Consider the following 13145-nt stretch of genomic DNA (forward strand, 5'->3'; position numbering starts at 1 on the left):
CGGGCGCTCATTCGTCCTTCTTCTCCTCCCGCGAGTGGCGCAGGTACAGGTCGCGGAGGAGGTTCACCGTGTCGACGGGCAGGAGCGGCTGCCCGCCGGAGAGCCTGGTCACCAGCGCGTCCGCCTGCCCGGTCGACGTCGGAGCGCCCGCCCGATCCCAGTCGTCGCAGGTCCGGGAGGTCCATGAGCGTGTGGTGTCACGTCCGCGGAACTGTCGACCGAAGTCGCGGCGTCAGCGCGTGTGCCAGGCCGGCAGGGTCATTGCGTTGCGGGGTAGCTGCTGGTCACGGCGGTGATCAGGTCCTGTGACCGGCGGTTGGCGCGTCGAAGGGCACGGGCGATGTTGGTGTCGCCGTTGGCGTGTGGGGTGCCAGAACTCTGCACCGGGCCGCTGAGCTGCGGTGACCGTGCAACACGGTCGACAACCCCGGAAACCCCGGACCGTCCACCGAGACCGGACCACCCGCCTCGGCATCCACACCCGCACCCCATGACGCCCCGCCGGCAGGAGCTGGTCGTCTCCGTTCCGAAGCGTGTCGTGTCCGGGCTGCCGGACAAGGCGCCTGCGTGGTGTGCGCGCTGACGTGACGGCACCGCGTTCGAGGAGTTCGACGCGGGTGGCGTCGCAGCGGAAGACGAGCCCGATCGACGGTCTGCACGCGTATGGCGGTGACGACCCGGTGGCGGGAGCGGATCACCTCCGTTTGTGAGCGCATCGCGAGCAGCGACAGCAACGCCTCGTGCGCGGGGTTGTCGAAGTCCACCGGCCCCTCGGCCTCAGGCAGCCACAGCTGCACCCCGAACTGCTCCAGCACCGCTCGCAGCTCCCGCACCTGGGCGCCGTCGAGGAACGCACGCTCGTACTCGCCGACCACCACCGCGTCGGCCCGGTCCGCGTTCGCCGCGATGCAGCGCAGCATCGCCGCGACCCGAGGCCGCAGATGCCGGGGAACCTGACGGGAACACCCGACCTCGAAGTACTCCCCCACGATCGCGCCGTGCCCGTCGGTGAGCCTGCGCGAGACATCCAGCTGCCACGCCCGCGAGGTACGCGGGTCCTGGTGCTCGTGGGTGAAAGCGCGACCGTAGAACAGGAACCGCAGACTCCCGACCGAAGCGGCGTCCAGGGCCGGGATGCCCGGCGGGATGGTGGCGGCGATCCACTCGGCGAGCGTGGTGGGACGCGGCGGGGCGGACACCGTCATGGCGCGGTCCTCGACTCGGCACGGGGAGTTGGATGTCGAGGTGACGAGGCGCCCACGCCGCGATGACGAGGGGTTCAGGAGGTACGCCTGGGTGGACCGGTGCTGCGGTCTTGGGCGTTGATCCGGGAGCCGGTCCGATGAGGTGGTCGGCAGACCGACCCTTGATCGTTGATCGGGGGGGTGCTCGTGGACCGTCGTGCTGAGGGACGCTGATCGGGTTCACGCGCTGTGAGACCGCGAGGACGTGTGCTTCAGCGGCTTGCGGGTGATGCGGTGAGGTCGAGCGCGATGTCGGTGATCATGTCTTCCTGGCCGCCGACCATGCCGCGCCGGCCGACTTCGACGAGGATCGCGCGGGTGTCCAGGCCGTAGCGCGTCGCGGCGGCTTCGGCGTGGCGGAGGAAGCTGGAGTAGACCCCGGCGTAGCCCAGGCTCAGGGTTTCGCGGTCGACCCGGACCTCCCGGTCCTGCAACGGGCGGACCAGGTCGTCCGCGGCGTCCATGAGCGGGAACAGGTCGCAGCCGTGGTCCCAGCCCGTGAGGTCGGCGACGGCGATGAAGGCTTCCAGCGGGCAGTTGCCGGCACCGGCGCCTTGACCGGCCAGGGAGGCGTCGACCCGGGTCGCGCCGTGCTCCACCGCGACCACGCTGTTGGCGACGCCCAACCCCAGGTTGTGGTGTGCGTGGATGCCGATCCCGGTGTCCGGTTCCAGGACCTCGCGGTAGGCGCGGACGCGGTCGCGGACGTCGTCCATGGTGAGGCGGCCACCGGAGTCGGTCACGTAGACGCACCGGGCGCCGTAGGACTCCATGAGCTTGGCCTGTCGCGCGAGTTCGGCCGGTTCGGCCATGTGGGACATCATGAGGAATCCGGCGACGTCCATGCCCAGGTCGCGGGCGGCGCCGATGTGCTGGGCGGAGATATCGGCCTCGGTGCAGTGCGTGGCGACCCGGACCGAGCGGATGCCGAGGCGGTGTGCCTGCCGCAGGTCGTGCAGGGTGCCGATGCCGGGCAGGAGCAGCGTGGTGGGGACGGCGCGCCGGGTGACGTCGCAGACCGCCTCGATCCACTCCCAGTCGGTGTGCGCGCCGACGCCGTAGTTGATGCTGGAGCCGGACAGCCCGTCGCCGTGGGCGATCTCGATCGCGGCGACGCCCGCCGCGTCCAGTGCGCCGGCGATCGACCGCGCCTGGTCGACGGTGTAGCGGTGCCGGACGGCGTGCATGCCGTCCCGCAGGGTCACGTCCTGGACGTACAGGCTGCTCATCGGTTGTCCTCCCGGCGGCGGGCGGCCATGTGCTCGGCGGTCCGCAGGGCCGCCGAGGTCATGATGTCGAGGTTCCCGGCGTAGGCGGGCAGGTAGTGCGCGGCACCTTCGACCTCCAGGAACACGGAGACCTTGACGGCGTCGGCGGGTGCGCCGGCCGGGACCAGGCGGTGCAGGGGGTCGTCGGCGGCGACGGCGTCGAACTGGACCTCCTGCTTGAGCCGGTAGCCGGGGACGTAGGCCTGCACGCGCCCGACCATCGCCTCGATCGACGCGGTGATGGCCTCCGTGTCCGCGCCGGACACGAGGCAGTGCACGGTGTCGCGCATGATCAGCGGGGGTTCGGCCGGGTTGAGGATGATGACGGCCTTGCCCCGCGCGGCGCCGCCGACCTTCTCGATCGCGGACGCGGTGGTCTCGGTGAACTCGTCGATGTTGGCCCGCGTACCCGGGCCCGCCGAGCGGGAGGAGATGGAGGCGACGATCTCGCCGTAGTGCACGGGGGTCACCGCACCGATCGCGGCCACGATCGGGATGGTGGCCTGCCCGCCGCACGTCACCATGTTGACGTTGGTCGCGTCGAGGTGCTCGTCCAGGTTGACCGGCGGCACGACGTAGGGCCCGAGCGCCGCGGGGGTGAGGTCGACGACGGTGCGGCCCAGGGCGCGCAGGACTTCGTCGTGGCGCCGGTGCGCGCCGGCCGAGGTCGCGTCGAAGACGTACTCGACGTCGGCGAACTCGTCGAGGCGCACGAGGCCGTCGACGCCCTCGTGGGTTGTGGCGACCTTGAGGCGGCGGGCGCGGGCGAGGCCGTCGGAGTCGGGGTCGATGCCGACCATCGCGGCGAGGTCGAGCTGGTCCGACTGCCGCAGGACCTTGATCATCAGGTCCGTGCCGATGTTGCCCGAGCCGATGATCGCCACTTTCGCGGGGCCGCTCACGGGGTGCTCCCTTCCGGGGCGAAGCTGATCCGGACCGACCCGAGGCCGGAGATCCGGGCGGAGAAGGTGTCACCGGGCACGACGGGGACCATCGGGCCCAGCGCGCCGGTGAGGACGACGTCCCCGGCGCGCAGCGGCTCGCCGCGCTTGGCCAGCGTCGAGGCGAGCCAGGCCGCGGCGGCGAGCGGGTCGCCGAGGCAGTCGCGGCCGGTGCCCTTCGAGACGAGGTCGTCGCCGCGGTGCAACCGCATCTCGACGTCGGCCGGTTCGACGTCGTGGATCGGCACGCGGGCGTCGCCGAGGACGAACAGTCCCGACGAGGCGTTGTCGGCCACCGTGTCGACGATCGTGATGTCCCAGCCGGCGATCCGGCTGTCCACGATCTCCAGGGCGGGTGCGAGGAACGCCGTGGCGGCGCGCACGTCGGCCGTGGTGCACTCCGCACCGGTCAGGTCGGAGCCCAGGACCAGCGCGAGCTCCGCTTCCACCTTGGGTTGCAGCAGTCGGCCGGCCGGCACCGTCGCGCCGTCGTCCAGTGCCGTGTGGGAGAACAGCGCCCCGAAGTCGGGCTGGTCGACGCCCAGCTGGCGCTGCACGGCGGGTGAGGTCAGGCCGATCTTGCGGCCGACGAGGCGGTGCCCGGCCGCGAGCACGCGTTCGGTGTTGAGCCGCTGCACGGCGTAGGCGGCGTCGACGTCGCCGTCGGCGAACAGGTCGCGGACCGGCGGGCACGGCGTGGCGGTGTCGGCCGCGGTCGCGAGCGCCTCCGCGGCCTTGCGGACGGCGGCGTTCACCGCGGTACCCGGCGGGATCGGGTCGAGGACATCGTGGACCTCCGGGGGTGGGATGTGACGTGCCAGGTATAGGTCGAAGCGGTGGGGTGTGCCAAAGTTCGTTCCGTGACGCGGAACAGCCACTACGGGAACATGCTCGACAAGGCCGCCGCCGTGCTCGATGTCTACCGACCGAACGGCGGCGAGTTCCGCCTCACGGAACTGGCAACCAGAGCGGGGCTGACCAAGACGACGGCTTTCCGACTCGTCGGCGACCTCGTCCGCCTCGGCCTGCTGGAACGTGACGGCGAGCGGTACCGGCTGGGTGGCGCGCTGTTCGAGCTGGGTTCGCTCGTGCCCCGCCGGCAGGACCTCCGCGAGACCGCGCTGCCGTTCCTGCAGGACCTGTTCGAGAGCACCCGGCAGACCGTCCACTTCGGGATCCGCGACGATCGCGACGTCGTCTACCTCGAACGCATCCACGGCCACGACGCGGTCCCGCTGCCGTCCAGGATCGGCGGCAGGCTGCCGCTGCACTGCACCGCGATCGGCAAGGCGCTGCTCGCGTTCTCCGAGCCCGAGCTGGCGGAGGCCGTCCTCGCCGATCCGCTGCCGGCGCTGACGCCGTCCTCGATCACCGACCCGGTGCTCCTGCGCACAGCGCTGGAGCAGACGCGGGTGTCCGGTCTGGCCTACGAAGAGCAGGAGGCCGCACCGGGGGTGAGCTGCATCGCCGCGCCGGTGTTCCGCGGCGCGGTCGTCGTGGCCGCGTTGTCGGTGGCGGTGCCGCGCGAGCAGTTCCGCCCCGCCCACCTGGCCCCCGCGGTGCGGACAGCCGCGCTCGGCCTGTCGCGGACGTTGCGCCAGTCCGCCGAACCGGCCCGGTAGCGCGGCTGCCCCCATCGCGAATCCGGGGGTGGGTGGATCACGCCGCCGGCGCCGCGGTCTTCGCCTCGACGGCCTCCGGCTGCTCGGCACGCGCTTGCTTGAGCACGAGACCGGCGACGAGGCTGATCGCCGATGCCGCCGCCATGTACCCCGCGACGGCGACCCAGGAACCGGTGGACTCCAGCAACGTCGCGCTGATGGCCGGGGCCAGCGCGTTGCCGAAGATGGTGCCGAACGTGAACCCGATCGCCATCCCGCTGAACCGCAGCGACACCGGGAACGCCTGCGAGAAGAACACCGGGAACATCGCGAAGTTGCCCGAGTAGCCGGCGAACAGCAGGGCGAACCCGAGGAACATCAGCACCGGGTTCTTCGTGTTCAGCAAGGCGAACCACACGAACGGGAGCACGACCATCGAGGCGGCGGTGGCGGTGAAGACCGTCCGCGGCCCGATCCGGTCGGCGAGGCGGCCGTAGAGCGGTGCGCAGACCACGACCACCACCAGCCCCGGCAGGAGGGCGCCGAGCATCGTGGACGTGCTGAGCCCCAGTGCGGTCTTGCCGTACGTGAGGGCGTAGACCGACCCCACCGTGATCATGATCCCGGCGCCGACGGTCGCCAGGGTCACGAGGACGACGGTGCCGCCGCACTTGCGCAGCACGTCCACCAGCGGCAGCTTGTGGACCGCGCCGGTGGTCTTGGCGTTCTCGAACTCGGGGCTCTCGCGCAGCTTCACCCGGATCACGAAGCCGGTGATCACGAGCAGGAAGCTCGCCAGGAACGGGATCCGCCAGCCCCACGTGAGCAGGTCGTCCTCGGGCAGCTGCGACACCAGCAGGAACGCCACGTTGGCCAGGATGGTGCCGACGGCCGTGCCGGTGTTGAGGATTCCGCCGAAGAAGCCGCGGCGGTGCTCGTCGGCGTGCTCGACCGTGAGCAGCACCGCGCCGCTGGACTCACCGCCGAACGACACGCCCTGCACGATGCGCAGGGCGACCAGCAGCACGGGTGCGGCGATGCCCCACTGGCCGTACGACGGGAGCAGCCCGATGGCGGTGGTCGCGAGACCCATCATCACCAGCGTGGTGACCAGGATGAACTTGCGGCCCATCCGGTCGCCGAGGTGCCCGAACAACAGGGCGCCGAAGGGACGTGCGACGTACCCGACGCCGAAGCTGGACAGCGAGATCAGCGTGCCGACGACCGGGTCCGCGGCGGGGAAGAAGATCTTCGGGAACAGCAGCGAGGCCGCCAGGCCGTAGAGGGCGAAGTCGTAGTACTCGATCGTGGTCCCGAACCACCCGGCGAGGGCGGCCCGGGCCGGTTGCCGGTGTGGTTGTGTAGCGGTGGACATGGCTGCCTCCGAGCGAGCTGGTCGAGTGGACGTACCTTTGCCGCGGGGATCGACCGCGACAACGCCCGGGTTCAGTCAGCGGACCGGGGAAGCGGATCACCGGGCGAACCGGCGCAGGAACGGCAGCACCACGGCCGCCACCTCCTCGGCCTTGTCCTCCATGAGCGCGACCGTGCCGCCCTCGATCACGGCTCGGCGCACGACCTCGGCAGCGGTCAGGTTCCGGGCCAACGGCTCCAGCGCGGGCAGCGCGAACGGGTCGTCGGCGGCGCCGAGCAGCAGGACCGGCGCCCGGACGTGCCCGATGCGCCGCTCCATCCCGTACCGGGCGCACGCGAGGTGGCCTTCGCGGGGATCGACGCCGGGAGCCAGCGCGTCCCGGACGAACCGGTCCAGCAGGCCGGTCGCCTCGCGCGGGTAGTGGGGCCGCCGCTGCTCCCACCACGTCAGCAGGTGGCCGCCGCCCGGGTCGCGGGGGGCGTCGTCCACCCCGGGACCACCCACGCGCGACGCGCGGTAACCCGCGTCCGTCCACGGCGTGGAGGACAGCACCGCGGCCGTGACCCGGTCGGGCGCGGCGGCGGCCAGCTCGACCGCGACCACGCCACCGGTGTGGTGGCCGAGCAGTGCCGTGCGGTCCACGCCGAGGGCGTCCAACGCCGCGAGCGTGCCGCGGGCGTAGTCCTCGATGAGCTGCGGAACGGGCAGCGGCGAGCTGTTGCCGAACCCCGGCACGTCGATCGCGATCACCCGGTGGTCGGCGGCCAGCAGCGGCTGGAGCTCGCGGAACTCGTCCAGCGAGCGCGGGGCCTGGTGGAGCAGCAGGACGGGCGGTCCGCTCCCCTGCTCCGCGTAGTGCACCTGGCCGCCGGGGACCGCGACGTAGCCGTACTCGACCGCGCTCACACCGCGCTCCCGGCCGGAACCGTCTTCCTCACCATCGGCCTCCACCCGCCGCACCTCCAGCCGGTCCCGCGACACCGCGAGCCGTGCGCGCAGTGTCCGCCGTCACGGTCGGTGAGCCCACCTCTCCGGTCCGCTCAGCGGACCACCGCCGACGAATGGCCCCACCACGGCCGCTACCGGAAACGCGCAGGTAACGGACGGTGACAGTCACTGGACTTGGATCTTGCCGGATGGCGATAATCACGACCCGTTCCCGGCCGGTGAGGAGGCTCCATGCCAGCAGAGGACGAGGGCCGGCCGAGCTCGGTTCTCGGCAAGGCCCAACTGCTGCTGCGCGCTTTCGAGTCGGGCACCTACCAGTTGGGGCTCACCGACCTGAGCCGCCGGTCCGGCGTGCCCAAGGCGTCGGCCTACCGGCTGGCGCAGGAACTGGTCGAGTGGGGGCTCCTGGAACGCCGGGGCGACTGTTACCAGCTCGGGTTGCGGATGTTCGAACTCGGCCAGCGGGTGCCGGTCTCGGCGGTGCTGCGGTCCGTCGCGGGCCCCGCGCTGGCCGACCTGTTCGCCGTCACCCGGGCCACGATCCACCTGGCCGTGCTCGACGGCGCCCACGTGCTCTTCCTGGAGAAGGTGGCGGGCGAGGCCAACATCCACTCGCACTCGCGCATCGGGGGCCGGTTGCCCGCGACGTGCACGGCGACGGGCAAGGTGCTGCTGGCCGCCGCACCCGACCTCGAGGAGCACCTGGCCCGCTTCCGCTCGGCCGGGTTGGCCCACCTGACCTCCCGCACCGTGTCCTCGGTGGACGACCTGCGCAAGCAGTTGACGGCGGTCCGGGCCCAGGGGTTCGCCCTGGAGATCGAGGAGACGATGCCCGGCGTCGGCAGCCTCGCGGTCCCCGTGACCGGCGCGGACGGCACCGTCCACGCGGCGGTGTCGACCACCGCGCCGGTGGCCCGTCTGACCCCCCGGCACCTGCTGCCCGAGCTGCGCACGGCCGCGACCACCATCGCCCGGGCGCTCGACCGCGCGCTGCTCACCGCCTCGGCGGTGCGCGACGAGCCGTTCACCGTGACGCTTCCGGTGAAGCGGGCGGCCGGCTGACCGGTCCGCTGAGCGGTCCGCCCCCTTGGCCGGGTCCGGCGCCGACCCGACGATGATCGGGGTGAGCGAGGATCAGGCGAGTTCCCCGGTCGACCTGCTGACGAGCCGGTCACGGCAGGACCCGGACCGCGAGTTGGTCCGCTTCGACGACGGCACGCGCCTGCGCGTCGGTGACGTCGAGGAAGGCTCCCGCGCGCTCGCCGCCCGGCTCCGGGTCCCGCCCGGTACCCGCGTGCTGACCTGCGTGCGGCCGGGCGGCGTGGCCGTCGAGCTGCTCTTCGGCCTCGCCCGGCAGGGCGCGGTGGAGGTGCCCCTGGCCCTCGACGTCACCCCGTCCGCCGCCGAGTCGATCCGGCGGTCCACCGGCGCCGCCGTGCTGGTCGCGGGTACGTCCGCGATCGCGGACAACCCCGCCGTGCGCGCCCTGCTGAGCAGGGTCGAGCGGGTCGTGCTGGTCGCCGAGGACGATCCCGGTCCGGGTGGTCACCCGTTCCTCCGCGAACTGCCCGTCGTCGGGGCGCGGGAGCACCGGCCCGCACCGGGTGACGTGCTCGTCGTGCTGTCCACCTCGGGCACCACCGGACGGGCCAAGGCGGCCGAGCTGCCGCACTTCGCGGCCGTGCGCCACGCCCGTCGGGTGGCTGCGACGATGGGGTACGGCCCGACGGACGTGCTGTTCAACGTGTTCCCCTGGCACCACGTCAACGTTCGGCACACGGCGCTGCTGCCCGCGTTGCTGACCGGCGCGCGGCTGGTCGCGCACCGCCGCTTCTCGGCCTCCCGGTTCTGGGGGGCGTGCCGGTCCGAAGGGGTCACGGCGTTCAACTTCATGGGCGCGATGCTGGCGATCCTGGACCGGCGGCCGGGCGACGGCCGCGACCGGGACCACGCCGTCCGCCTCGCCTACGGCGCGCCGGCGCCCGCCGAGCTGACCGCCCGGTTCCTGGAGCGGTTCGGGGTGCGGGCACTGGAGGCGTACGCGAGCACCGAGCTGGGTGACGTCGCGGCCAACACCCCGCACGACTGGCGGCCGGGCACGGCGGGGCGTGTGGTCCCGGAGTACGAAGTCGCGATCCTGGACGAGGCCGGACGGCCCCTGCCACCCGGGTGCACCGGGCAGATCGCCGTGCGCGCGAAGCTTCCGCACATGCGGTTCCACGGCTACGCCGGCGACCTCGTCACCACCGCATCGGTCCTGCGTGACGGCTGGTTCCGCACCGGCGACCGCGGGCGCTTGGACGAGGACGGCTACCTGGCCTTCGCCGGGCGGCGCGGTGACGTGGTGCGGCGGCGCGGGGAGAACATCTCGACCTGGGACGTCGAGCAGGTGGTGCGCGCCCTGCCCGGCGTCGTGGACGCCGTCGCGCTCGGGGTCGAGTCCGACCTCACCGAGCAGGAGGTCCTGGTCGTGCTCACCACCGACGACCGCACCGTCGACGGACCGGCGGTGCGGGACTGGTGCCGCACCCGGCTGCCGCGGCACGCCCTGCCGCGGTACGTGCGCATCACCCGCGAGCTGCCGCGCAACGGCAGCGGCAAGGTCGTCAAGTCCCTGCTGCCGGCCACCGTGGACGACTCCACGTGGGATGCCGAGCACCGGTCCGCCCAGTGAACCGGACGCGGGCTGCCCGACGTCGCCGCTCCTTACGGTCGGGTGACCTCACCCCGGTCCACCTGGAGGGCAGCGTTGCGCGTACTCGACCTCACCGACGACCTGGCCCGGCAAGGCGCACGACTGCTCGTCGGACTCGGCGCCGACGTGGTGCGCGTCGACCCCGACGAAACGCTGGACGAGGCGGAACACCTCCACTGGCACGCCGGGAAGAAGCTCGTCCGGATCTCCGGTGACGACGACCTCGACGCGCTGGCCCGAGACGCCGACGTCGTCCTGGAGAGCGGCCCGGTCGCGACGCTGCGCGGCCTGCGCGCCGACGGCACCTCGCGCTGGCCGCACGCCGTCCACGTGGTCGTGACCCCGTTCGGGCTGACCGGCCCGCGCCGGGACTGGATCGGCGGCGATCTCGTGCTCGCCTCGGCCGGTGGGATGACCTGGCTGGGCGGGCAGCCCGGCGGCCAGCCCAAACCCCCGCCGCGGGAGCAGGCGTGCCAGGTCGCCGGGGCGCACGGGGCGATCGCGGCCCTGCTGGGCGTCCTGGCCCGGGACCGCGTGGGCACCGGTCAGCTGATCGACGTCTCCGCCCAGGAGGCGGTCGCCGCCACGCTGGAGACCGGCGCGATCTCGTGGATCCACGCCGGTCGGTTCCCGGTCCGCAACGGCGGCGTCTACGAGCACGTGGCGCACCGGATCTTCCCGGCCGCCGACGGGTACGTGGCGGGCGGCTACTCCGGCAGCGACCGCATGTGGACGGGCCTGCTGGCCTGGCTGGCCGAGGAGGGCGAGGCCGGCGAGCTGCTGGACGAGCGGTTCGCCGACCCGGTGGTGCGCTGGGCGGAGCGCCCGCGCGTCGACGCCGTCATCGCCCGGTTCGTCGCGAAGCGGACGGCGCGGGAGGTGACCGAGCAGGGTCGCGAACGGGCCCTGCCGTGGGCCGAGGTGACGCCGCCCGCGGCCTTGGTCCGCAACCCGCAACTCCGCGACCGGCGGTTCTTCGTCTCCATCGACGGCACCGAGGACGCCGGGTTCCCCTGGAACGCGCCGGGCCTGCCCCGACCGGTGGCGCTGTCCCCGCTCACGGAGGGCACGTGGACCGGCCCGGCGCGCGGCCGGCGGGCCACGAGTGGCCGTCCTCCCCTCGACGGCGTGCGGGTGCTGGACCTGACCTGGGTGCTGGCCGGGCCGTACGCGACCAAGGTCCTCGCCGAGCACGGCGCCGACGTGATCAAGGTGGAGTCCCGGCACCGGCACGACCCGACCCGGTTCTCGCCGTCCATGCGGCTGCGGCCGGGCGCGGGCCCGGACGACTCGGGCTACTTCCTGAACTTCAACCGGGGCAAGCGCAGCGTCGCGCTCAACCTGCGCACGCCCGAGGGGCAGGCCGTCCTGCGCGACCTGGCCGCCCGCTGCGACGTCGTCGTGGAGAACTTCAGCCCCGGCGTGCTCGACAAGTGGGGGTTGGACCACGAGTCGCTCCGCGCGCTCAACCCGCGGGCGGTCCTGGTGTCGATGTCCGGCGTCGGGCACACCGGCCCGTGGCGCAGGGCGGTCACCTTCGCCGACACGCTCGCCGCGATGTCCGGGCTGTCCAGCGAGACGCGCGATCCCGGGATGCCACCGCAAGGGCTCGTGTTCGGCCTGGGTGACGTGGTCGCGGCCAACGCGGCGGTGCTGGGCGCACTCGACCTGCTCGTGCGCGGCCACGGCGGGCACGTCGACCTGTCCCAGCTGGAGGCGATGGCCGCCACGATGGGCCCGGCCGTGCTCGACCACGGGCACGACGACCCGCGCACGGCCGCGCACCCGAACCGGTCGCGCCACGCCGTGCCGCACGGCGTCTACCCGGCGGCCGGGGACGACCGGTGGGTCGCCATCACCGCGCTGGACGAGGCCCAGTGGGCGGTGCTGCGGGACCTCGCCGACCTACCCGGTGACGGTGACCTCGCCCGGCGGCGGGCGGCCGAGGACGAGATCGACGGGGCCCTCGCGGCGTGGACGCGTGAGCAGGACGCCGAGCACCTCGCCGCGCGGTTGCAGAGCGCCGGAGTCGCCGCCGCCCTGGTCGCGACCGGCCGCGACCTGGTCGAAGGTGACGAGCACCTGGCCGAACGCGGCTTCTACCAGCCCTTGGACCACCCTGTCGCGGGGACGGTGCTGCACGAGGGCATCGTCGCGCGCCTGACGGCGACACCCGGTGCGCTGACCTCACCCGCTCCCCTGCTGGGCCGGCACACGGACGAGGTACTTCGGGAACTGCTGGACGTCGACGACAACCGCCTGGCGGCCCTGCGCGCCGCCGGGGTCACCGAATGAGAGGAGCGCCGGTGCTGACCGTCACCCAGGACGCGGGTGTGGCCACGATCCGGATCGACCGGCCCCCGGCCAACGCCGTGGACCCGGCCATGATCGCGGAGTTCCAGGAGGTGCTGCCCCCGCTGGCCGAGGACCCGACCGTGCGGTGCCTCGTCGTCACCGGCACCGGGCGGTTCTTCGTCGCCGGCGCCGACATCGCCGTCATGCGGGACCTGTCCGGGGCCAACCAGGCGAGGATGCGCGGGTGGGTCGACGTGCAGCGCCTGCTCGAACGGGCGCCGAAACCGGTGGTCGCGGCCATGAACGGCCACGCCCTGGGCGGCGGCGCGGAGCTGTCGCTGGCCTGTGACCTGCGCATCCTGTCGGCTGCGGCGAGCTTCGGCTTCCCCGAGATCACCCTCGGCCTGTTCCCCGGCGCGGGCGGCAGCCAGCGCCTGCCCCGGCTCGTCGGGCCGCACCGGGCCAAGCGGCTGATGGTGGACGGCACCCGGCTCACCGCGCACCGGGCGTGGGAACTCGGCCTGGTGGACCGGGTGGTCGAGCCCGAGGTCTTCGACGCCGTGGTCGCGGAGGAGGCTCGGTTGCTGGCGGCCAAGCCGACCGCGGCGATCGGGCTGATCAAGCGGGTCGTGGACGAGGGCTACGGGCTGCCGATCGAGGAAGCGCTGCGGCACGAGGAGAAGGGCGTGCTGGAGCTGACCGGCACCGCGGACGCCGCCGAAGGGCTCCAGGCGTTCCTGGACAAGCGCCCGCCGCGGTTCACCGGACGCTGACAGCG

At 73.1% G+C, this 13145-nt stretch carries 11 protein-coding genes; 5 read left to right on the top strand and 6 right to left on the bottom strand.

Annotated elements, in window-relative coordinates:
- Positions 1-296: 296 nt before the first annotated feature.
- From ACR807_RS37745 to ACR807_RS37760, 4 genes are all read right to left on the bottom strand, one after another.
- Positions 297-1205, bottom strand: a complete 909-nt coding sequence (locus ACR807_RS37745; RefSeq protein ID WP_438926312.1) for a recombinase family protein — start codon at positions 1203-1205, stop codon at positions 297-299.
- Positions 1206-1456: 251 nt separating this feature from the next.
- On the bottom strand, positions 1457-2473 hold the full coding sequence (gene dmpG, locus ACR807_RS37750; protein ID WP_438926313.1) for a 4-hydroxy-2-oxovalerate aldolase: 1017 nt from the start codon (positions 2471-2473) through the stop codon (positions 1457-1459).
- Positions 2470-3414, bottom strand: coding sequence for an acetaldehyde dehydrogenase (acetylating) (locus ACR807_RS37755; protein WP_438926314.1), 945 nt, complete (start codon positions 3412-3414; stop codon positions 2470-2472). Before ACR807_RS37755 ends, dmpG begins: the two co-directional genes overlap by 4 nt.
- Positions 3411-4208 carry a 2-keto-4-pentenoate hydratase gene (locus ACR807_RS37760; RefSeq protein ID WP_438926315.1) on the bottom strand — a complete coding sequence of 266 codons (798 nt, stop codon included), beginning with the start codon at positions 4206-4208 and terminating at the stop codon, positions 3411-3413. Before ACR807_RS37760 ends, ACR807_RS37755 begins: the two co-directional genes overlap by 4 nt.
- Positions 4209-4313: 105 nt before the next feature.
- Between ACR807_RS37760 and ACR807_RS37765 the strand changes: the two genes are divergently transcribed.
- Positions 4314-5075: an IclR family transcriptional regulator gene (locus tag ACR807_RS37765; RefSeq protein WP_438926316.1), complete on the top strand. Its 762-nt coding sequence runs from the start codon at positions 4314-4316 to the stop codon at positions 5073-5075.
- A gap of 37 nt (positions 5076-5112) precedes the next feature.
- Here the strand turns inward: ACR807_RS37765 and ACR807_RS37770 are convergent, their stop codons facing one another.
- Together ACR807_RS37770 and ACR807_RS37775 are read right to left on the bottom strand one after the other, a co-directional pair.
- Positions 5113-6429 carry an MFS transporter gene (locus ACR807_RS37770; protein ID WP_438926317.1) on the bottom strand — a complete coding sequence of 439 codons (1317 nt, stop codon included), beginning with the start codon at positions 6427-6429 and terminating at the stop codon, positions 5113-5115.
- 96 nt (positions 6430-6525) lie between these two features.
- A complete protein-coding gene (locus ACR807_RS37775) occupies positions 6526-7380 on the bottom strand; it encodes an alpha/beta fold hydrolase (protein ID WP_438926318.1) in 855 nt (284 codons plus the stop codon).
- A 228-nt stretch (positions 7381-7608) separates the two neighbouring features.
- On the opposite strand from ACR807_RS37775, the gene ACR807_RS37780 reads away from it, so the two are divergent.
- The 4 genes from ACR807_RS37780 (at position 7609) to ACR807_RS37795 (ending at position 13140) form a co-directional block, all read left to right on the top strand.
- On the top strand, positions 7609-8439 hold the full coding sequence (locus tag ACR807_RS37780; protein WP_438926319.1) for an IclR family transcriptional regulator: 831 nt from the start codon (positions 7609-7611) through the stop codon (positions 8437-8439).
- A 61-nt stretch (positions 8440-8500) separates the two neighbouring features.
- Entirely contained in the window at positions 8501-10051 is a 1551-nt protein-coding gene (locus tag ACR807_RS37785) for an AMP-binding protein (protein WP_438926320.1), read from the top strand.
- 75 nt (positions 10052-10126) lie between these two features.
- The gene (locus tag ACR807_RS37790) at positions 10127-12367 is read left to right on the top strand and encodes a CaiB/BaiF CoA-transferase family protein (protein WP_438926321.1); all 2241 of its coding nucleotides are present in this window, start codon (positions 10127-10129) and stop codon (positions 12365-12367) included.
- Between the two features lie 11 nt (positions 12368-12378).
- Positions 12379-13140: an enoyl-CoA hydratase/isomerase family protein gene (locus tag ACR807_RS37795; protein ID WP_438926322.1), complete on the top strand. Its 762-nt coding sequence runs from the start codon at positions 12379-12381 to the stop codon at positions 13138-13140.
- The last annotated feature ends 5 nt before the right edge of the window (positions 13141-13145 follow it).

The sequence above is a fragment of the Saccharothrix sabaoui genome (assembly GCF_051756985.1).
Classification (GTDB): Bacteria; Actinomycetota; Actinomycetes; order Mycobacteriales; family Pseudonocardiaceae; genus Actinosynnema.

Excerpts from the sequence above, each read along its gene's own strand:
- ACR807_RS37745 (WP_438926312.1), bottom strand. The coding sequence starts at position 1,205 with ATGACGGTGTCCGCCCCGCCGCGTCCCACCACGCTCGCCGAGTGGATC.
- ACR807_RS37770 (WP_438926317.1), bottom strand. The coding sequence starts at position 6,429 with ATGTCCACCGCTACACAACCACACCGGCAACCGGCCCGGGCCGCCCTC.
- dmpG (WP_438926313.1), bottom strand. The coding sequence starts at position 2,473 with ATGAGCAGCCTGTACGTCCAGGACGTGACCCTGCGGGACGGCATGCAC.
- ACR807_RS37780 (WP_438926319.1), top strand. The coding sequence starts at position 7,609 with ATGCCAGCAGAGGACGAGGGCCGGCCGAGCTCGGTTCTCGGCAAGGCC.